The 22,276-nt window shown below is 33.4% G+C and carries 17 protein-coding genes and 1 tRNA gene; 7 read left to right on the forward strand and 11 right to left on the reverse strand.

Going from position 1 to position 22,276, the window contains the following annotated elements:
- Nucleotides 1-223: 223 nt before the first annotated feature.
- Entirely contained in the window at nucleotides 224-1,384 is a 1,161-nt protein-coding gene (locus tag UMM65_RS03475) for a THUMP domain-containing class I SAM-dependent RNA methyltransferase (RefSeq protein ID WP_321975082.1), read from the forward strand.
- A 31-nt stretch (nucleotides 1,385-1,415) separates the two neighbouring features.
- Here UMM65_RS03475 and UMM65_RS03480 read toward each other — a convergent pair.
- Nucleotides 1,416-1,489 (reverse strand) — tRNA-Met (locus tag UMM65_RS03480).
- 132 nt (nucleotides 1,490-1,621) lie between these two features.
- On the opposite strand from UMM65_RS03480, the gene UMM65_RS03485 reads away from it, so the two are divergent.
- Both UMM65_RS03485 and UMM65_RS03490 read left to right on the forward strand, forming a co-directional pair.
- Nucleotides 1,622-2,008, forward strand: coding sequence for an START-like domain-containing protein (locus UMM65_RS03485; RefSeq protein ID WP_321975083.1), 387 nt, complete (start codon nucleotides 1,622-1,624; stop codon nucleotides 2,006-2,008).
- A gap of 88 nt (nucleotides 2,009-2,096) precedes the next feature.
- A complete protein-coding gene (locus UMM65_RS03490) occupies nucleotides 2,097-2,906 on the forward strand; it encodes an aminotransferase class IV (RefSeq protein ID WP_321975084.1) in 810 nt (269 codons plus the stop codon).
- 8 nt (nucleotides 2,907-2,914) lie between these two features.
- Here the strand turns inward: UMM65_RS03490 and UMM65_RS03495 are convergent, their stop codons facing one another.
- The 9 genes from UMM65_RS03495 to UMM65_RS03535 all read right to left on the reverse strand — a co-directional run bounded on the left by UMM65_RS03495 (nucleotide 2,915) and on the right by UMM65_RS03535 (nucleotide 11,033).
- Nucleotides 2,915-3,454 (reverse strand): SIMPL domain-containing protein, encoded by a 540-nt coding sequence (locus UMM65_RS03495; protein WP_321975085.1) that lies wholly within the window; start codon nucleotides 3,452-3,454, stop codon nucleotides 2,915-2,917.
- Between the two features lie 160 nt (nucleotides 3,455-3,614).
- Nucleotides 3,615-4,223 (reverse strand): SIMPL domain-containing protein, encoded by a 609-nt coding sequence (locus UMM65_RS03500; RefSeq protein WP_321975086.1) that lies wholly within the window; start codon nucleotides 4,221-4,223, stop codon nucleotides 3,615-3,617.
- A 32-nt stretch (nucleotides 4,224-4,255) separates the two neighbouring features.
- Nucleotides 4,256-4,675, reverse strand: a complete 420-nt coding sequence (locus UMM65_RS03505; RefSeq protein WP_321975087.1) for a hypothetical protein — start codon at nucleotides 4,673-4,675, stop codon at nucleotides 4,256-4,258.
- A gap of 291 nt (nucleotides 4,676-4,966) precedes the next feature.
- Entirely contained in the window at nucleotides 4,967-5,347 is a 381-nt protein-coding gene (locus UMM65_RS03510) for a hypothetical protein (protein ID WP_321975088.1), read from the reverse strand.
- Between the two features lie 59 nt (nucleotides 5,348-5,406).
- Entirely contained in the window at nucleotides 5,407-6,198 is a 792-nt protein-coding gene (locus UMM65_RS03515; protein WP_321975089.1) for a hypothetical protein, read from the reverse strand.
- Nucleotides 6,185-6,886 (reverse strand): hypothetical protein, encoded by a 702-nt coding sequence (locus tag UMM65_RS03520; RefSeq protein WP_321975090.1) that lies wholly within the window; start codon nucleotides 6,884-6,886, stop codon nucleotides 6,185-6,187. The genes UMM65_RS03515 and UMM65_RS03520 overlap by 14 nt, the downstream gene beginning before the upstream one ends.
- Before the next feature lie 38 nt (nucleotides 6,887-6,924).
- Entirely contained in the window at nucleotides 6,925-7,578 is a 654-nt protein-coding gene (locus tag UMM65_RS03525; RefSeq protein WP_321975091.1) for a response regulator transcription factor, read from the reverse strand.
- The gene (locus UMM65_RS03530) at nucleotides 7,556-9,487 is read right to left on the reverse strand and encodes a tetratricopeptide repeat-containing sensor histidine kinase (RefSeq protein WP_321975092.1); all 1,932 of its coding nucleotides are present in this window, start codon (nucleotides 9,485-9,487) and stop codon (nucleotides 7,556-7,558) included. Before UMM65_RS03530 ends, UMM65_RS03525 begins: the two co-directional genes overlap by 23 nt.
- A 34-nt stretch (nucleotides 9,488-9,521) precedes the next feature.
- The gene (locus UMM65_RS03535; RefSeq protein ID WP_321975093.1) at nucleotides 9,522-11,033 is read right to left on the reverse strand and encodes a sulfatase family protein; all 1,512 of its coding nucleotides are present in this window, start codon (nucleotides 11,031-11,033) and stop codon (nucleotides 9,522-9,524) included.
- A gap of 202 nt (nucleotides 11,034-11,235) precedes the next feature.
- Between UMM65_RS03535 and UMM65_RS03540 the strand changes: the two genes are divergently transcribed.
- From UMM65_RS03540 to UMM65_RS03555, 4 genes are all read left to right on the forward strand, one after another.
- Nucleotides 11,236-13,107 (forward strand): sulfatase-like hydrolase/transferase, encoded by a 1,872-nt coding sequence (locus UMM65_RS03540; protein WP_321975094.1) that lies wholly within the window; start codon nucleotides 11,236-11,238, stop codon nucleotides 13,105-13,107.
- A 35-nt stretch (nucleotides 13,108-13,142) separates the two neighbouring features.
- Nucleotides 13,143-14,714, forward strand: a complete 1,572-nt coding sequence (locus UMM65_RS03545; RefSeq protein ID WP_321975095.1) for a sulfatase family protein — start codon at nucleotides 13,143-13,145, stop codon at nucleotides 14,712-14,714.
- A gap of 175 nt (nucleotides 14,715-14,889) precedes the next feature.
- A complete protein-coding gene (locus UMM65_RS03550; protein WP_321975096.1) occupies nucleotides 14,890-16,242 on the forward strand; it encodes a sulfatase family protein in 1,353 nt (450 codons plus the stop codon).
- A 608-nt stretch (nucleotides 16,243-16,850) separates the two neighbouring features.
- Nucleotides 16,851-18,740, forward strand: a complete 1,890-nt coding sequence (locus tag UMM65_RS03555; protein ID WP_321975097.1) for an FAD-dependent oxidoreductase — start codon at nucleotides 16,851-16,853, stop codon at nucleotides 18,738-18,740.
- 62 nt (nucleotides 18,741-18,802) lie between these two features.
- Here the strand turns inward: UMM65_RS03555 and UMM65_RS03560 are convergent, their stop codons facing one another.
- Complete coding sequence (locus UMM65_RS03560) at nucleotides 18,803-22,186, reverse strand: VCBS repeat-containing protein (protein WP_321975098.1); 3,384 nt, start codon at nucleotides 22,184-22,186, stop codon at nucleotides 18,803-18,805.
- Nucleotides 22,187-22,276: the final 90 nt, after the last annotated feature.

Genomic DNA, 22,276 nt, shown 5'->3' on the forward strand with positions numbered 1-22,276 from the left:
AAACAAATATCACAGTTTTCCAAATTATGCGTCGATAAATCTTGTAGAATTACCATACTGATAACCTAGAAAGGTTAAACGTAGAATATTATAAAAAACAGGGCAAACAATTTTAATAAATGTATTTTTGAGCCATTATATTGATAAATTATTAAATCGAATATTGAAAATATTTATAAAGCTCTGATAATAAATAATTTATAAATATTTAACATCCTGTAAAATGAACGAAAATTTTAAAATGTTGGCCAAAACCCTTTTTGGTTTTGAAGAAATTTTAGCTAAAGAATTGCGAAATCTTGGTGCAATGGACATCAAAGTTGGGGTAAGAAATGTAACTTTTGTAGGCGATGTAGGTTTTATGTACAAAGCCAATTTAGGCTTAAGAACCGCCGTAAGAATTTTAAAACCCATAAGACAATTCAGAGTTAACAATGAAGATGATCTGTACAAACAAATACAAACCATTAAATGGGACAATTATATTGACGTAAACGGAACTTTTGCCGTTGATGCCGTTGCCAATGCAGAAAATTTTACCAATTCGCATTACGTATCCTTAAAAACGAAAGATGCCATTGTCGATTATTTTAGGGATAAGTTTGGTAAACGACCAAACATAGATTTAGACCATCCCGATTTACAGATAAATATTCACATTCAACATAAAAACTGTACGGTTTCTTTGGATAGTTCTGGAGATTCATTACATAAACGAGGCTATAGAAGTGCAACCAATATTGCTCCAATAAATGAAGTATTAGCTGCGGGATTGGTATTAATGACAGGCTATGATGGCACACAACATTTTATTGACCCCATGTGTGGTAGCGGTACTATTTTAATTGAGGCTGCCATGATTGCCAATAACATTCCAGCCAATATCAACCGACGTGAATTTGGTTTTGAAAAATGGAGCGACTTTGATGCTGACTTATTTGATACCATCAGAAATTCTTTGCTTAAAAAAGCGAGAGAGTCAACTGCAAAAATTATTGGTTATGACAAAGCCCCATCAGCCATATACAAAGCTAAAGACAATATTGAAAATGCCAATTTGCAAGAGTTTATAACCATTGAACAAGAAAACTTCTTTAGAACGGAAAAAGAATTGGAGGGTAAAACCATTATTTTGTTCAATCCGCCTTATGGAGAGCGACTGGAAATTGATGTCCCCGTTTTTTATAAAGAAATAGGCAATACGTTAAAACGCGGTTATCCTGATACGAATGCTTGGTTAATTACTTCCGATTTCGAAAATGGATTAAAAAACGTTGGTCTAAGAACTTCAAAAAGAATAAAGGTTTTTAATGGAAAACTAGAATGTAGATTGGTTAAATACGAAATGTACGAAGGCAGTAAAAAGGGGAAGTATATGAAATAAAAAAACTCAAGCGTTTAAACTTGAGTTTTTGTAGCGAGAGGGGGGCACGATCCCCCGACCTCCGGGTTATGAATCCGACGCTCTAACCAACTGAGCTACCTCGCCATTTTTTAAGGTTGCAAATATAAAAACAAATTTATCAGTCGCAATAGTTCTTTTGTATTATTTTTTATCATAAAAAGTTTTTTTTAAATTAAGATAATATATATATTGCCCAACCAAGCTAAAAATTGACCTATGGCCGATAAAGTTAAATATAGTATAGAGTTTGTAATGCACTCTTCGCCTGCATTTTTATATCAATACCTATCAACCCCTGATGGATTGAGCGAATGGTTTGCAGATAACGTAAATTCAAGAAGCGATGTTTATACCTTTATGTGGGACGGATCAGAAGAGCAAGCAAAAAGATTGTCATATAAGACCAACGAACGTATCAGATACAAATGGCTGACCGATGAAGAAGAAGGTACTTTTTTTGAATTTAAAATAGTTGTTGATGACTTAACTTCTGACGTGTCTTTATTGGTAACCGACTTTGCCGATGATGAAGATGAAGTTGAAGAAGGCAAAATGTTTTGGGAAAACCAAATTTCTGAATTAAAACAAACAATTGGGGCATAAGCCCCACCCGTAATTGCAAAAAGCAATTCCGACCTCCCCCAATGGGAGGTAACCCAAGATTATACTCTTGGGAGCCAATTTTATTGCAATGATAAACTACAACGGTAACCTCACTGAAAACCCACCTACCTTAAGTATAAATAATAGAGCATTTAAGTATGGAGATGGATTATTTGAAAGTATAAAAGTTACGAATGGTAACGTAAACTTTTTAGAAGACCATTATTTTAGGTTAATGGCCTCCATGCGAATGTTACGCATGAATATTTCTATGGAATTCACCTTAGAATTTTTTGAACAAGAAATTTTAAAAACTGCCTCGGCCAATAACTTAACCGATGCAAGGGTTCGCTTTACAGTAAATAGAAAGGATGGTGGATTGTATTTACCAACCACTAACAATACTCATTTTTTAGTAGAAGCAAATCCATTATCCGTTACAGTAAAAACAACTTATCAAGTTGATCTTTTTAAAGATTATTATGTTTTTTCTGGAGTATTATCAACTTTAAAAACCAATAACAAAGTGCTAAATGTTGTTGGTAGTATTTATGCTGAAGAAAATGGATTGGACAATTGCATTTTATTAAATGAAAAAAAACAAGTTGTGGAAGCCTTAAATGCGAATATTTTTCTAGTTAAAGAAAAAAATATAATTACTCCTCCCCTTTCCGAAGGATGTTTAAAAGGGGTTTTTAGAAAAAAATTAATAGAATTCATTTCTAAAGATAAAGAATTTAACGTTGAAGAAAAAGAAATTTCACCTTTTGAGCTTCAAAAAACCGATGAAGTTTTTTTAACGAATACCATAATCGGAATTCAACCGGTCACCAAATACCGAAAGAAAACCTATTCAACTATGGTTTCTGAATATTTGCGAGATAATTTTAGTAAATAGTAAAAACACTATTCTAATTCAAAAACTACTTTTAACTCAAAAAATTCATCATAAGGGTTAAAAGTTGTCCAGTAGTCATTGAGCTGTCTATAATCTACTAAATTTACTATTGCACCCACTTTCTTATCAATTTTTGCCGCAATTTTATTCGCCCTAATTTTTGCATCTTCCAACGCCGCTTCAGTTATCTCATCATAAGATTCATCATCAATAATATACTTACATTCTAATAAATTTATATAAATACCGGGTACCTTAATATCCAACAATTGCGAAATTTCTTTTTGCGATTCACATTCGTATTTTAGCATTGTACCCTCTGCTTGATAGTTGTAAGTTCTGAATTCAAAAGTATCTTCTACAAATTTGTTTACATCAACACCGTTTTCTACCAACGCCAAATAATATTGGTTTTTAATTTCTTCTAAATCTGAAACTTCTTCATCGCCATAGGGGTTTTGATTCACCTCTATACTTATTTTTGCTCTGTATCTAGAAATTTTTCTTTCTAATTTTACTGCTCCACTTACTTCGATTGTTTTATGCATAGTGTTAATTTGGGTTGATTTTTTTAGCTATTGCTCCACTAACTCAATATCTTAAAATAAACGTAGCTTTATTATTAATAGTATTACTAAAGCTAAAAAACCCAACCTGAAATACACAACATATTACAGATTGGGTAACATCAACTAACCTACTTTTATGTTATAATAGTTCAAATACTACATTGATTCTTAAATACTCATCTTTAGGTGAATAATAAACCCAATCTTCGTAGGTATAAGAATTATCAGAAATCATAGCAATTTTCCCAACTTTTCTATTCGCTTTTTTAGCAATTCTGTTTGCTTTGTCCTCGGCCTGTTCTAATGCTTTTTCAATTAAATTATCGTAAAGGGCATCGTCCAATTCCATTCTGTACTCCAATCCGTTATTGGTTACTCCATTAACTCTTGCACTTAAAACTTTCTGAACCTCTTCTTCAGTAGTTGCTTCGTAATAATATACCGTGCCTTCTCTTTGGTAATACATACTGAGGTACTCAATTTTTTGTTCTTTTAATTTGTTTGGATCAATACCTTTTTCTTTAAGCTTGTCGAAATATTTTTCTTTTAACTCATCTAACGTATTACATTCAGTATTTCCATAGCCCATTTGGTCTAAGCCCATAATTAATTTGACTTTATAAGCTTTAACCTCTTTCTTAAACTTTACGCTACTGCTTACACTAATAGTATTTTTAGTGCTTGAATTTCCTTGTGCAAATGTATTTGCCGCTATCAGTAATAAAACTGCAATAATTAATTTTCTCATTTTTTGTAGATTTTAATGTTTATAATAATTTTTTATATGAACATGAATGAAGCTACGATCATCCAAGCTCCAACAATAAGTCCTAATACTCCTAATTCTCCTTGTTTTGGTGCAATTTTCTCACGAATCATTGCTGCCTTTTCTTGTGCTTTAGGATTATTACCTAAAAATAATTTATTGATTTGTCCATAGCCTAGCATAAAGCCTAAACCAGCTTCTACAACACTACCTGCCAACAAGGTTATCCACCAGATTGGTGCAGCCGTTAACCAGTCCATATTTAAAAAGGCAGATATAATTCCCCATACGCCCCAGAAACAAAATACTAGACCGATCCAACCTTGGTAAGGTTCAATTTTTGCCAATAATTCTGCTGCATTTGGCTTTTTTGATAAGATTAATGATGGCACCGCTATGATGCTTAACAATACTAATGAAATTCCGTAGATCATAATTGTAATTTTTTAACTGTTATTATTTATTGGTTATTAATTTGATTACAAAAGTGCACCAGAAAGGCAAGGTGTAAAACACTAGTTAAGGGTAAAATAACACCCCTGAAAATTGGGGGAAGATTAGTGGGAAGAGTTCAATAATCAGTCAAATGAATAAAGATTGGCGATTGATGATTGACGATTTTGAATTTTATTATAAAGGATATAAATAACGAAGTGAGGAGAAGTTATATTTAAAATTTAGAATTTTTCTATAAAAACCTACGATATTTGATGGAAGTTGTTTACTCAATAATGTACATAGAAAGAATCCGTTTCTTCTCCATCATCAATCATTTTTATTTTTATGTCAAATAGTTCGTTTAAGATTTTTTCTTTAGTTTGATTATCGAATTCTGAAAATTCTAATTCCTCAATATGCTCAGAAATTTTATCTCCTGTATGCCATTTATTCGCCACAATTTTTTCAATTAGAACAATCAATTCAGGTGGAGGCACTTCTTGTTCAGATTTATACCAAATGAATTCCTGTCTTTCATCCAAATCAGACTCATCATAAATGGCTAATCCGCTTATTGTGCTTTTTGTTTCATTGAACAATTTAATCTTCTCAACTCCATAAAGTTTAAGATAAGACTTCAAAAAATTCAATCGTTTTGAATGTTCCATTTCAGTTTTTAAAATAATCCATTTTCTAATCCAACAACCCCAACTGTATGCGTATTTCCTTAATCTTCTACTAGTCTAGACTTTTCTTTTTCAGCTTGCTTTTTCTCTTCAGCTTTGGTATCAATTTCTTGGATCAATTTTTTTAATGATGACTTAATTTTATCGGAATTGCTCTTTTTTAACATCAAATTGGCCTTACTCTTCATTCCACCATAATTGGCATCAGGATATAAGGCGATTAATTTCATAAAGTATTTGTCAATTCCTGCCGCTAGTTTATCTTTTCCTTCTTCTGTAAAGGCCTTTTCATCATTTATTCTATCTATATAATTGGTGTAATTACTTATTAAAGTACTTATATTGGAATTAATTCTATTCTTGGTACTATATGAATTTGGGTCATCTGCATTTTCTTTTATTTGTAGGTTCCCTAATTCAAAATAGCTTAATTGAAGACCTAAACCAAAATGCAAGACAGCGATCATTTCTTTATCATATAGGTAATTATCTTTGCGGTCTAATGCATTATAAAGCCGTGTCATTTCTCTCCATTCTTCAAAGAATTTTTCAGCGACAGTATTACGATGTTTTATACCCAATTCATTATCATTAAGCACTACTTTATAATTCTCTTCATCAGTTAATTTTTGTACAATAATTCTTGTTTCTGGATCTTCAAAAGTGGGTAATTTATCATCTCTCTCATAACCAAACTTATATTCACGGACTGCATCGTTATAATCATTCACATCCCAATAGCGTTTATCTACCGGAAAGTTATGTTTATCAGATGAACAATTAGTTAGTGTAAAAAATATTATTGCAATTAGAGTGTAATTAATCTTTTTCATTAAATTTTATTTTTGGGTCCTTGAATTCAATCAACAAATTTAGTAAACTATCAATATCTTTCTCATATCTTTTTTGTTCACTCAAAACATAACTATGAAAGGTGTTATAATCATATTCTTTTTGATAATTTCTTTCTTCATTTCTAGCTCTTTTAATTATTTCTACAATCTCACCTTTATCAAAAACCTTAAGATCTGAAATTCTTTGTTTAGCCTTTCGAGCAAAAAGTTCTGTTATCTTTATATGATATTTCTCATGGCTCAACAATTCTTTGCTATCTGTATTTTTATTATAAACGAAGGAACGCGATGGATAAAAAAAAGATTGAACAGAAACTGAATTATCACCAATTTCACTTTCAATAGATGTAACCACATATGCAAAACGCTCACTACCATAAAATTTCTTTTTGAAAAATTCCAATCCTCTAAAATTTTCAAATGTTATTTTATCGTATTTATCAAAAGTGAGTGGTCTTTCATAATCTAAAAAGTTTGTATGGCTTAAAATTCCAAATCCAAGAATTATTGGTATCAAAATAAGAATACTCAGTTTTAGAACTTTAATAAATTTTTTAAGCGGTATCTTATTCCCTTTTCTTCTTTCTTCAATAACTAAAACCAATTGGTAAAATAAAGGTGAAAAGTAAACTATTAGAATAAGTACTGCAACTAAATTTTCATCCATTGTACTTCAATAAAATTCTTCTTCATCATCTTCATTTTCTAATCCAACAACCCCAACTGTATGGCATACTTCGTCAACCCCGCAAGGTTACGGACTTCTAATTTTGAGATTAGGTTTTTTCTATAACCTTCTATGGTATGTTTACTTAAAAATAATATGTCGGCAATTTCTTGGGTAGTATGCTCTTCAGCTATAAGTTTTAAAACTTCTTTTTCTCTGGTAGTTAAAGTGGTAATTACGTCTTTCTCCTTATTGAACATACTTTCCATATAAGCTTTTTTAATACTTTCAGAAAAGTATTTATCTCCTTTTAAAATGGTTTCAATGGCCTGTATCAATTCTCCTTGGTCGGCATTTTTAGGTACGTAGCCGTCCACTTGATCTTCTGTTAAGGTATGAATGGTTTTGGAATCGTGCCGCATACTTACCACCAAAGTTTTAATATGCGGGAAGTTTTCCTTTATGTATTTGTTGAGCTCAATACCGCTTACATCGGGCATATTAATATCGGTAATTATCAAATCAACGTCTTTGCCCCCACTGTTATCAAGGTATTTAATTACGTTCTGGCCGCTATTTGCCGTCATTGCAATTTCAAAATCCGATTCGTTAGCAATGATGCTCAACAAACCATCCAAAAACATTTTATGATCGTCCGCTACTATTAATTTATACTTTCTTGCTAGTGCCATGTTGTAAAGGTATTTCTATGGTAACAGCTGTACCACGGTTAATTGATGAATCTATATTTAATTGGGCTTTTAATTTATCTAAGCGGCTTTTAATATTTTGCAAGCCTATGCCCGTAGGTGTTTTATTTTGGTCATAACCAACGCCATTATCTTCAAACAACAATTGTAATGAATTATTATGTAGATTCAAATGAATTTCAACATTTTTTGCTTTAGCATATTTTAAGGTATTGGTCAATAATTCCTGAATTATATTAAAAATTTCTACTTGTATGCTTTCTTCAATGGCATTTATTTTTTCAATAGGATGGGGCATAAAAACAATATCTTGGTCTGAAGATTTGTCTAGCTTATTAATATATTCAGAAATTAAGGTTGTAAAAGCGTTTTGACTAAACTTACTGGGTATTAGATTATGTGAAATTTCTCTTACCTGCTGATAGGTATCATCAATTTGGCTGATAATAGCAGTATTAGAGTCGCTTTTATAATTTACATTATTCATTTGTAGTTTTATAGCTGCTAAATTACCACCAATGCTATCATGCAACTCCCTTGCAATTCTGGTACGTTCTTCGTCTTGTGCTTCTACTGATGCTTTTACCAACTTTAATTCCTGTTCTCTAATTAATGAACTTACTTTCTGTTTGTTGAGTTCTTCTTGCTGGGCATTCAATTGACTTTGAGCCTGAAGTTTCTGGTAATACACAATTAATAAGGCAGATATCGGGATTAAAAATATTAAAAAACCGATTAAAAAGGCATACTTTATGGTTTTTTGTCTTTTTATTTCGCTTTCTTTTAGCAATTGTTCTTCTTGTAAACTATTAATTTCATTTTCCTTTTGTAAGGTTTGATATTGAATTTCCAATTCCTTTATTTCTTTGCTTTTTTGTTCTTGGATAATTCTATTTGAAACACCAACATATTGCGTCATTAAGGCATAGGCATTCTTATAATCTTCTTGGTCGCTATATAAATCAACTAAACTTTGTAGTACTTTTTTTTCTAGCTCCATTCTATCCCATTGTACAGAATTTACATGAGCTACAGACAATATCATTTGTGCTGCTTGAAAATTATCAAGACGTTTATAAACATCGCCTATTCTCAACACCGCATCAATATACAGATCGTAATATTTGTTTTCATTAGCCGTGTTCTTAACTTCTTCAAAAAGTTTTAAAGCTGAATCTGTCCTGTTGCTCACGGCATCCATTGTGCCTAAATTTAACTTTATTTCTAGAGCTAATTTTTTATCTGGTGCTAATTCAAGATCAATCAAGGCATCGTTATAATATAAAGTACTCTTCGTTATGTTTCTTTTTTGATAAAAGATATCTCCATAATACTTTTTTGCCAAGCCTGTAAAATAAGTGTTTTTGCTTCCTTCAATAGCATTATCCAACAACGGAGTGGCTTTTTCAAATTCTTCGTTCTTAATATATACCGAAGCCAACCCCAAAGAATGAGCGAAATACAAATAAGGACTGTCCGTGATTTTGGTTATTTCCAAGCCCTTGAGATAATATTTCATGGCTTCCTCGTAAAGCCCTTGTAGCATTTTTCCTTTACCCAAAATGGTGTAAGCTTTTGATAAATGCAAATTGTCTATTATACCATCTTTTTGATTGTTGGTGGCTTCATCTTCAAGGTATTTGCCATAATAATTTACAGAGTCCGTATTGCCTAATTCTATATGAACCTTTGCAATTTCCTCAATAAAAAAAGCTTTATCACTAAATTCTTTAGCTTCTTTTAGTTGTTTATATAGAGAATCTGGAGCTCTGTCATACGTTTTCCCAAAAAAGGTGTACCATTTTTTTTCATCATCGTCTTTTTGGGCAAGGCTCAAAGTTGACGAGAACAAAACAACAAATAAAACTATACTAAAAACTGGCTTAGGCATTTGGCTAAATTAACTCTTAAAACTATATATATTTTTATTTAACTTTTTCCATCTCCGCTTTCAACTCTTCAACTTTTTCAGGAAATTTTTCAGCCAAATTAACCTGCTGTCCCATATCATCTTTAACATTGTACAATTGATAAATAGTATCTCTACCCGTTTCAATATTTGTGAATTTACCTGTGCTTTTTGGACCTTTATGTGGTGGAATTAGAATCCAATCCCCTTTACGGATTGAAACACCGTTATTTCTACCTAAAATCAAACTTTCCCTACCTTTTTCTGATTTACCCAATAAAGCATCTATAACATTTTGACTGTCGTCCGTCGTGTTTTTTTGTCCCGTAAATGCCGCAAACGAAGCCGTCAAATCCATTTGCGAGACCAAAGCGTCAGAAATTCCTGGCTCAATTGTTCCTTTCCACATAACCATAAACGGTACGTGGGTTCCAGCGTCAAAAAGACTGTACTTACCCCCTCTTAAACCACCAGTTGGTGTATGTTCCCCATTTTTTTCAACAGCATCTGTTTGGTACCCGTCGTCCAAAACCGGGCCATTATCACTAGAAAAAATAACGATAGTGTTTTCCGTTAATTTTAGTTCATCCAAATAATCCAACAATTGTCCTACGGCCCAATCGGCTTCTACAATTACATCACCTCTGGGGCCTAAAGTTGTTTTTCCTACAAATCGAGGGTGTGGCACTCTCGGCACATGGGGCTGGTGCAAACTGTAAAACAAAAAGAATGGCTTTTCCTTATTACGGTCAATAAATGCTTTTGATTCCCGTAAAAAATCGTCTGACATATCCTCATCGGTAAACAATGCCGATTTACCGCCACGCATATATCCTATGCGTGAAATACCGTTGTGAATGCTCATATCATGTCCATGACTGGGATGGATTTTTAACAGTTCAGGATTCTCTTTTCCTGTGGGCTCGCCCTCAAAATTTTTGGTGTAGCTGACTTCTATAGGATCGTTAGGATCTAAACCAACAACACGATGGTCTCTCACATAAACCGATGGCACCCTATCATTTGTAGAAGCCATGATAAACGATTCGTCAAAACCAATTTCTAGTGGTCCAGGTTTTATATCACTGTTCCAGTCCATATTTTCATCGCCCAAACCCAAATGCCATTTTCCTACAACACCTGTGGTGTATCCAGCTTCTCTTAACATGGATGGTAGCGTTTGTTTGCTTGTATCAAAAATTAAAGGGGCATTTCCGGGCAGTACCCTTGCATTTCCTTTTTTAAACGGATAATTGCCCGACAATAAAGCATACCTGCTTGGTGTGCAAGTGGGCGAAGCGGCATAGCCATTCATAAATTTGATGCCCTCATTGGCAATTCGGTCAATATTTGGTGTTTGTAAAACGGTACTTCCGTAAGCACTTACATCACCAAAACCCAAATCATCTGCATATATAACTATTATGTTGGGTTGTTGTTTTTCTTCTTTTACTTCTTTCTCTTTACATGAGATTATACTCAAAAACAATAATAAAGAAAGCATTTTTGTAATACTAAATCTTGACATATCTATGCGGATTATTAAACAATGGTTAAATATAATTCAATCTTAACAATTCTAAAATTATTAAAGACATATAACTTAAATTGTTAATTGAATGTTTATATTTATGCAGTTTATCTAAATTTGAAAAGCTCTTGTCTAAAAAACACTTCATTTTTTAAATTTATATTTATTTTAGAAAACATTAAAAAACTAGATTCCCAAAATGCATAAACTAACCTACTATTTTTTACTTTTCTTTCTAGGATGCAATTACTTACAGGCTCAAGATAATGGTAAACCGAATGTAATTGTAATCTATACCGATGACCAAGGTGCGGGCGATTTGGGTTGTTATGGAGCTGATGATATTTATACGCCAAACATAGATAAACTGGCAGAAAATGGTATCCGATTTACCCAAGCCTATGTTGCCGCTCCTGTCTGTGCACCTTCAAGAGCAGCATTGTTAACGGGAAATTATCCGCAAAGGGCTGGTGTTCCAGGCAATACTTCGGCAAGCACAAGTGCTACCGATGGTTTACCAGATGAACAATATACTATGGCAGAATTATTTAAGGACAATGGTTATAAAACGGCACTAGTCGGTAAATGGCATTTAGGAATGAGCAAAGAAAGTAGCCCCAACAACCAAGGCTTTGACTATCTCTTCGGTCATTTACGTGGCTGTATTGATAATTATTCCCATTTTTTCTTTTGGGAAGGCCCTAATATTCATGATTTACATGAGAACGATAAAGAAGTTTACCACAATGGAAAATATTTTCCCGATTTAATGGCTGAAAAAGTAGATGCTTTTATCGATAAAAATCAAAAAGATCCATTCTTTTTATTTTATGCCATTAATATGCCACATTATCCATATCAACCTACAGAAAAATGGCGGAAGTATTATCAGGAAATGGGTGTGCCTTTTCCAAGATCGGATTATGGAGCGTTTATTTCAACTATTGACGAGCGAATTGGAATGCTGATTGATCAACTGGAAAAATTAGGTTTGCGAGACGATACTATTATAGTTTATCAATCGGACAATGGCTATTCCACCGAAGTCCGTGCTTTTAATGGCGGTGGTAGTTCTGGCTCTTATCGTGGTGCTAAAAGCAGTTTGTTCGAGGGCGGAATACGATTACCGACAATTATAAGCTGGAAAAATAATCTACCAGAGAATAAAGTGAACAATGAATTTTTACTGAATACCGATTGGATGCCAACATTGACAAAACTATGTGGATTAAAAAGTAATAAAATACCAATTGACGGAATCGATTTATCTTCTATGTTAATAAATACGGAAGAGAAATCGCCTAGAACTTCTGCGTTTTGGAAATATGGAAACCAATGGGTTGTAAGAGATGGTAAATGGAAATTGATTGGATATCCAAAAGATACCTCTCACAAAGGGGAATTGGATTTAGAACAAGATGCTCTGTTTTTATCTAATTTGGACGAAGATGTTTCCGAAATGACAAATCTGGCATCTAAACACCCAGAAATAGTCGAACGCTTAACCAAACAATTTGTTAATTGGGAATATGGAAATGCAGATGATGTACCTAAAAAGGTAAAGAAATTAGACCATTTAGCTATTGATGCTTCTATAGTAAGTAGTTTACCCTTACATCCCAACTACAAAAATATTGAGGTGTTAACCGATGGAAAAAGAGGGTATCTTGATTTTAGTTCAGGACAATGGATTGGTCAGGAAGGAAAAGATTTGGAATTTATTATCGACCTGAAAAAAGAGCAAAACATAAATAAAATATCTTGTGGCTATCTACAAAACCTAGGCAATTGGATTTTTAAACCAAAACAGGTTTCTGTAAGCGTTTCACCAAACGGCAAAGATTTTAGTAAACCCTATATGATGATAGACGAAAATGAAAAATTAAACGACAACACCTTTAAAGGGAAATTCAGTTTAGAAAAATCATTAACAACCAGATATTTAAAAATTAATATTAAAAATATAGGTGTTTGTCCACCAGACCATGAAGGGGCTGGCAGTAATGCTTGGATGTTTATTGATGAGATAGAGGCCTCCCCCCAGCCCCCTCCGAAGGAAGGGGAGCATTAAACGCATAAAAATTCTTGAAATAAAGTACTTCAAATATGAAACATTTTAGCTCTATTATTGCAATTTTATTAACAGTTTTTCTATTTTCCTGCAACAACAAACAGAAGAACAACAAACCACAAACAGAAAAACCAATCCGCCCCAACATTTTATTTATCATGTCTGACGACCATACCTCTCAGGCATGGGGAATTTATGGTGGCGTTCTCAAAAACCATGTTAAAGCTCCGAATATTTCTCGTTTGGCAGATGAAGGTACGGTACTTAACAATAGTTTTTGTACAAATTCAATCTGTGTGCCTAGTAGAGCTTCCATATTAACAGGTAGCTATAGCAATAAAAACGGCGTTTATACTTTAAGTGATGCCCTAAATCCCGATAGTTTGAACATTGCTAAAATCTTAAGAGAAAACGGTTATCAAACCGCCGTAATCGGTAAATGGCATTTGAAAAAAGAACCCTCAGGATTTGATTATTACAACGTGCTGCATGACCAAGGACGTTATTGGGACCCTATATTAAGAACCAAAGATAATTTTCATAAAAAGCCTGAGGAATGGGACGTACACAAAGGATTTTCTACAGATGTGGTTACTGATTTGTCCATGAAATGGTTAGATACCATTGATAAAAGTAAACCTTTTATGCTGATGACACACTTTAAAGCTACTCATGAACCTTTTGATTTTCCTGAAAGATATGCCGATTTATATAAAAACGAAACCATACCGGAACCTGAATCCCTATTAGATTTTGGAAAGGAAACTACGGGCAGAAGTTTTGAAGGTCAAAGTTTGGACAATTTGGCTTTTCGCTGGAAACAAGCCACAAAAGATCCTGAATCTTGGTGGTGTGAATATCCAGGCTTACCATTCAGTACAGTGGGCATGGACAGCATCGCCGCCAGAAAACATACCTATCAGAAATTAGTAAAAGACTTTATGCGTTCGGGGGCAGCTATTGATGATAATATAGGCAGATTGCTCAATTATTTGGAAAAATCAGGTTTGGCGGAAAACACTATAGTTATTTATACCGCAGATCAAGGTTATTTTTTGGGCGAACATGGCTTTTTTGACAAAAGATTAATATACGAAGAATCTCTTCGTATGCCTTTTGTAATTAGATACCCGAAAGAGATTCCCGCTGGAAAACGCATCGACGATATTATTCTAAACATTGATTTCGCATCACTATTTGCAGATTATGCCAATGTAAAACTGCCTTCGTCTTTTCAAGGAAAAAGCTTTAGGGAAAACCTAAAAGGCAATAGTCCAAAAGATTGGCGTAAAACAGCATATTATAGGTATTGGCAACACTACCCTATAAGGCCAAGCCATTTTGGAATTAGAAATGAGCGTTACAAATTAGCTCTTTTTTATGGTCAGCCTCTTAATATGACGGGAGTTTCAAAAGAAACCACAGAACCTGCATGGGAATTTTACGATCTGGAAAAAGACCCTAAAGAAAACCGAAATGCTTATAATGACGAAGCGTATGCGGAAATTATCGCCGAAATGAAAATAGAACTGCAAAAACAAAGAGAACTTTATGGAGATACGGATGATAATTATCCTGAGGTACAAAAATTACTAAGTTCAAAATAAACTAACGTTTGTCACTTCGAGTATTTTCTTTGAAGCGACAGCGGAGAAGAAAATGTATCGAGAAGCATCACTCAAACTTACAGTAGAATCTTTAATCGTTTAGCTTATCCGCCTTTTTGCGGATATCGAGAAACATCGCCAACGAACATATAAAAAACATTAAATAAACAAAACCATGCCCAACAAAATTTTAGTTATAAATATCCTCATTGCATTTACGTTTATAAGTAGTAAGAGTCCAGATGTTAAGAATGTTTCACAACATATCGATACCCCAAACATTATCGTTCTATTTCCAGATGATATGGGTTATGGTGATGTGAGCGGCAACGGTCATCCCACAATAAAAACACCAAATATTGACAGAATTGCCAATAATGGTATTAAGCTGACCAACTTTTATTCAGGTTCGCCAGCTTGTACTGCAAGCCGTTATTCTTTATTGACTGGAAAATATCCGATAAAGTCCGGATTTGATTGGGTGCTTTACCCAAAATCCGAACGTGGTATTCATCCCAAAGAATTAACTCTAGCTGAAGGGCTTAAGTCCGTGGGTTATAAAACGGCAATGTTCGGTAAGTGGCATTTGGGATCTACAAAAATGGAGTATTTACCAATACAGAATGGGTTTGATGAATATATTGGGCTGCCTTACAGTAATGACATGATTCCTCCAAAATGGCCTGATATTCCCCTATTTCATAATAATGATACGTTAGAATTAAATCCTGACCAAACAAAACTTACTAAATTATACACTAATAAGGCTATTGAGTTCATCGAAAAAAACAAAGAAAATAAGTTCTTTGTCTATTTGCCTTATGCTATGCCACATGTTCCTTTGTATCCTGGAAAAGAATTTAAAAATACCTCAGAACGTGGAGAATATGGTGATGTGATTGAAGAAATTGATTGGAGCGTAGGCCAAATTATCAGTACATTAGAAAAATTAAATTTAGATAAAAATACTGTTGTCTTTTTTGCAAGCGATAATGGCCCTTGGATTATCAAAGGTTTAAAAGGTGGTTCCTCTGGATTGTTTAGAGATGGTAAAGGTAGTACTTGGGAAGGCGGTATGCGAGTACCTGGAATTATATACTGGCCAGGAAAAGCTAAACCAAACCTAAATACCACTATAAGTACGGTGCGAGATATTTACGCAACATCACTAAGTCTGGGAGGCGTTGAGTTGCCCGAAAATCATAACATGGATGGTAATAATCTTATTGAGCTTTTCTCAAATTCAAATACCAAGTTGAATGATGATAAACCTTTCTTTTTTTACGGACTGCAAAATGAATTGTATGCAGTACGTAAAGGGGCATGGAAATTTCATATTAAAACACATAGCCAAACAGGAAAAGATTATTTTGATGGGAAGCTACCGCTGTTATTTAATGTGAATATTGATCCCTCTGAAAACCATGATGTTTCTGATGATAATCCAGAAATTGTAAAAGAATTACAATCGTTAATTGACAAGCAATTAGCAAATGTTACAAAAACTTCAAATTATTTTGACAAATAAGCTTCAATAAAAAAAGAGTTAGACTTCTCTAACCCTTTTTAATACTAATTCAAATTACTCAACTTATTATTTTTGCTATTTCCCTATAAAATATTAAGTTTAGTTGATTTTATAAAAATATATAACTTTAAATACTCTTAATAAAGATTTCGACCAATGACGGTTTTGAAGCATTAAACATCATTTTTTATGATATTTCCTAAAGATATGGCATGTTTTTTAGATAAACATTTTAATATTCTTATATTTTGGCTTAATTTCCTTTGCTCTTAACAAAATAATTATACTTGAAAATATTTAAAGTTGGCTTTTAATTCAAACTATGTTTGATGAGTTTATCTCCTCAAGTATTGCCATTGCATTATTTTACGTTATTGGAGTTTTAGCTTTGGGCTTATGCCGGTAATTTAGATGCCAATTTAAATTTATATCTTGTGTTATATAAAAAGTAGATGATTAAACGCCCTCCAAAAAATTCTTAAAACGAATGATAAAAGCCAATAGAAAGAGCGGTTTGAATGGCGAAGTCTTTTCATTTTATGAAGGATTAAAACTACATCATTGGTTTTTTAGAAAAAAATATCCAAAATTTTAAAATTTTTAGCATCATGAATTTCAGAGCATATCTTAAAAAGACTACTTGCCTTTTACTTTTAACATTAGGTTGCTACTCCATTCAGGCACAAGAAGAAGTTGACATTCTAATTATCGGTGGCGGTGCAGGTGGTACTTCAGCAGCCATTCAGGTTGCTAGGATGGATGTAAAAGTATTAATAATAGAATCAACCCCATGGCTGGGGGGTATGCTTACCTCCGCAGGGGTTTCTGCTATTGATGGTAATCACAATATGCCTTCTGGTATTTGGGGAGAGTTCAGACAAAAATTATATGATTATTACGGTGGTACTGATAAGCTTTCCACAGGATGGGTAAGCCATACCTTGTTTGAGCCTTCTGTTGGGAATAGTATTTTACAAGAAATGGCTCAACTAGAAAACTTGAGTATTGCCTTTAATGCAGAATACAAAGCCATAACCAAAGAAAATGACCATTGGTTGGTTACCTATAAACAAAAAAGAAAATTAAAAACCGTTAAAGCTAAACTGTTAATTGATGCAACAGAAATTGGCGAATTATTGCCATTAGTGGGAGCAGATTTCCGACTGGGAATGGATGCCAAAAGTGATACCAATGAAAAATATGCTCCTGAAAAAGCCAATAATATCGTTCAAGATTTAACCTATGTGGCCATATTGGAAGATGTTGGGAATAGTCGCAATAAAAAAGGCTTGGTTAAAAAACCTGAGGCATATAACCCCAAAGATTTTGAATGTGCATGCAAAAGTGAAGAAGACGAAATGTTTGGTGCAGTTACCGATTGTCAGCAAATGTTGAATTATGCCAAATTACCGACACGGCTAGCCCAGAAAAATGAAGGTAAAAGCGGTCATAAATATATGATTAATTGGCCCAATTGTGGTAATGATTTTTATTTAAATTGGCCAGAATTATCTGTAACCGAAAGAGAAGCCAAACTTAAAGAAGCCAAAAATTTTACCTTAGGATTTGTCTATTATATCCAAAACCAACTGGGTTTTAAAAACTTGAGATTATCCGATGAGTTCGATACAAAGGACATGCTTCCTTTTATACCTTATGACAGAGAAGCGAGACGTGTAAGAGGCGAAGTGTTTTTAACGGTAAACCATTTGGAAAAACCTTATGAATATAATTTATATAAAACAGGTGTTGTTGTGGGCGACTATCCGATTGACCATCATCACAAAAAAAATCTTGATGCCCCTGAAATAGATTTTATAAATATTAGAGTGCCAAGTTACAACATCCCTTTAGGAAGTTTGATTCCAAAAAATATTGACAATTTTATCGTAGCTGAAAAAAACATAAGCGTATCAAACATTGTTAATGGTACTACTAGATTGCAACCTGTGGTTTTGGGTATTGGTCAAGCGGCAGGAGTATTAGCAGCAATTTCGGTAAAAGAAAATAAGAATCCTAATGAAATTTCTGTACGCCAAGTCCAAAATTCTCTGTTAAAAAACGGAGCATATATTATGCCCTTTATAGACACAAAACCATCCGACAAAGCTTTTGCCTCCATGCAACGTATTGGTGCAATGGGAATTTTAAAAGGGGTTGGCGTACCCTACAAATGGGCAAATGAAACATGGTTTTATCCTGAAAGAACTGTTTCTGAAGTTGAATGGATCAATGGGCTTAAACCTTGTTATAATGTAGATAAAATTCCAGCTTCCGGTAAGGGAATTACGTTGAAATTTATACAGGATGTTATTAAAAGGATAAACCCTGATTATTCTATTAATTCTATAAAAACCAATTGGAAAAAGTGGAATATTGAACAAGAACTAGACGGAAACATTTCTCTCAATAGAAGAACAATCAGCATTTTAACGGATAAAATTTTAAATCCATTTGAGATTGAAATTGACTTGCAAGGGTATATTTTAAAGAAGTAATAAACATTCTCTAACAATATAGCCCCCTTCTGAATTAGAAATTAGACATTAAATGTCTTCAACTATTTTAATAAAGCTATTTTCTTATCTTTTTTTGGTTTAGATTTTATAAATTCTATTGCTTGAAGAAAATTATTATTATTCGCTACCAAAATGACGCTTTTGTTACCCACCTTAATTGTTTTCATGTCTTTAGCATCGTATGGTGCATAAAATCCACTTTTAGTTGTAGGAATTGGTAAAAAATTACCTTTTCCATCTCCAGTCAAAAGTAAACCAATACTAGCATCGTTGCGGGGAGTTTCTATCTCCGAAACAAATAAGTTGCCTGAAATAAGTAAATCTTTATGCCCGTCAGAATCAAAATCATCTATTAAAATACTATTTACTGAAGATACTTGTGCTAGTGAAGGTAACGGTTTTAAAGAGTAATTTCCTTTTCCATTGTTCTCTATATATGAAGAAGCGAAGGTTTTTGCTTTTAAATTCAAAGCCTCTGCCAACGAATTTCCATAAATATTTTCTAAATTAGAGCTTCCAAATTCTTCATAAGTAGGGAATTTTTCCTTTAAAGACGGTATTTGTTGTGTAGAACAACTTTTTCCCCTTAACGGAAAAGCAACTCCGTGTTCATAATAGCTCAGCACAATATCCAAACTGCCGTTACTATCAAAATCATAGCTATAGACCTCAAAAGGTTCTTTCTCGTTTGCTTTATATTTATAATTGAGTCCTAGATTACCTACAATAATATCAGAATCCCCATCATTATCCATATCAGCGGTTTTAACTTCGTAATACCAACCTTCGCTATTTGGTATAGTCTCTTTTTTAAATGTCCCTTTTTCTGATTGTAAGAACATGGTTACGGGCATCCACTCTCCTACCACGATCAAATCTTGCAAACCATCATTGTTATAATCTGTCCAGCTTGCGGCGGTAACCATTCCCAAGTTTTTCATTTCGGGAGCTTTTTTATCTGTTGCATCGATAAATTTTCCACCAACATTTTCCAGTAAATGGCTATCGGTGGCATGTGGATATTTTTGTGGGGTCAATCGCCCACCTACAAAAAGATCTAAATCTCCATCTTTGTCATAATCGAAAGGCAGAACGCAAGAACCGCTAGTCAAATATTTTGGTAATCCGTTGCTCTTCGCAAATTTGCCTTTGCCATTATTAATATACAATCTGTCTTGCAAATTGATATCTCCTTCAGAAAATTCATTCCCTCCACTTACCACAAATAAGTCTAAATCTTTATCATTGTCAACATCAATTAAGGCGATTCCCATATCTTCACTTGCTTTATCTTGAGACCAAGCTCCATCCGTAATTTCATCAAAAGTACCGTTGCTATTTTGTAGATAAAGCTTCCCCGAAAAGCCTGCTGCTCCACCTAAAAAGAAATCTTCTTTTTTATCTCCATTTACATCGCCAACGGCAATAGATGGTCCAAACTGTGACATTTTGTGAGGTAATAAGACTTCATGGGCATAATCATCATATTCATTTTCTACGTGCACAACTTGACTTAAATTTAGCAACTGGGCTACATCTCGAAAATAAGCAGGTTTTTCCGTTGTTTTGGCAATTGTTTCTTTCTCCAATGCACTCAACTTTAATTCATGCAATTTGTTAATCTCCAAATTAGAAAGTGTGGAAACTGTTCCATCATTCCATTGAATAACCGCTTTGTCTATTTTATCTTTATTTCCAATACCAAAATGAATTACATCTTCGCTTTTGGACATAAATCCGCGTGAATTTGTCAATTGAGCAATTTGCAATAAGGAATCGTTTTTATATAATGTTATTTTTGTTCCGTAAATGGGATCGTTTTTATCTGAATCAAACTTAAATCGAATATAATTTCCTAATTTCTTTTCAGTGGTTGTATTTTTATAGAGTGATGCCATTTCGTTAATATTATTTACAACCAAGTCTAAATCGCCATCTAAGTCAAAATCGGCATAAGCAGCTCCATTTGAGAGCGTTGCAGCATCCATACCCCAATCTTTCACCTTGTTACTAAAAGTAAGATCTCCATTATTTTTAAATATATAATTAGGTAATTTATCTGTGGGAGCCATATGAACAAAATCCATTACATCAATCAAACTATTCGGATTTATTCCTTTTTGTTGAGCTACTCTATTTAAACTATCAACTCTTTTATCATATTTAGTCGTTAAATCACTATAACGGTTATTACTTACCACTCCGTTTGTAACAAAAAGGTCTTTAAAACCGTCATTATCAAAATCGGCCAATAGAGGTGCCCAACTCCAATCTGTACTGGTAACACCAGCCAATTGCCCCAATTCGCTAAATGTTCCATTGCCATTATTTCTTTGTAAAGTATTAAACATGTATTGGTAATGGCCGCCTTTATTAACAATGGCCCAAAACTGCTCTGGATTCATACCGCTCATATTGGTTTTAATGCGTTTATTATCTTCCGCAACCATATCAACCACCATAACATCTAAATTCCCATCGTTATCGTAATCGGCGATGTCGTTGCCCATACTAAAGTTTGAAATATGCTTTGCGGCTTTATGTACTTCATCTTTAAAAGTTCCATCTTGCTGATTTATATAAATATGATCTGCCACATCAAAATCATTAGAAACATAAATGTCTTGCCATCCATCATTATTAAAATCTCCAGTGGTTGCCGATAATCCGAAGCCAAAATTTCTGAGATTTGCTTTTTCGGTATAATCAAAAAATTTTCCGTTTCCTAAGTTTTTATATAATCTATCGCTAAAAACAATATCTGAAAATTGATTTATATTTAGCTTATCTCCAATATTGGGAATGCTTGGCGGTTGATTAACTATATAGACATCTAACAGACCATCATTGTCAAAATCGAAAAAAGTAGCTTGAATTGAAAAACCTTTATCATCTAACCCAAAGGTAGTAGCTTGCTCAGTAAATCTCTCATCTCCATTATTTATATATAACTGATTTGGACTTTTTTCATTTTCCAGATAGGTAAACCTACAAACATAAATATCTTGGTCACCATCGTTGTCAATATCTACAAAAGTTACCCCAGTTGACCAATTATTATCTTTTGTTATACCCGCTTTATCAGAAATATCTTCAAATTTTAAATTTCCATTGTTTAAAAATAATTTGTCCCTCACTTGATTTCCGGTAAAATAGATATCATCCAATCCGTCATTATTAATATCGCCAACAGCGACGCCACCCCCAGAAATAAATTGAGAATTAATCATGTGATTGTTCTCTCTGGTCTGCGTTACCGTGTTTTCAAAAATTAAATCAGAATCATCAGTAGATACTAATGAAAATAGTGTGTTTCTCTTTTCGCTATCAGATTCAAAAACATTACTGTTATTTTGGTTTTTTTTACAACCTACAAGTAAAATTATGAAAAGGCATGATATAGTAATCTTATATATATGAGTCATTTACTTTTTATTATGGTTTTATCCCGATTATTTTGCAAAATAAAAAAAAGAGTTGTTTTTGAGACCAAAAACAACTCTTTTTTATGTTAA

It is taken from the genome of Aureibaculum koreense, assembly GCF_034296135.1.
In the GTDB taxonomy this organism is placed as follows: domain Bacteria; phylum Bacteroidota; class Bacteroidia; order Flavobacteriales; family Flavobacteriaceae; genus Aureibaculum.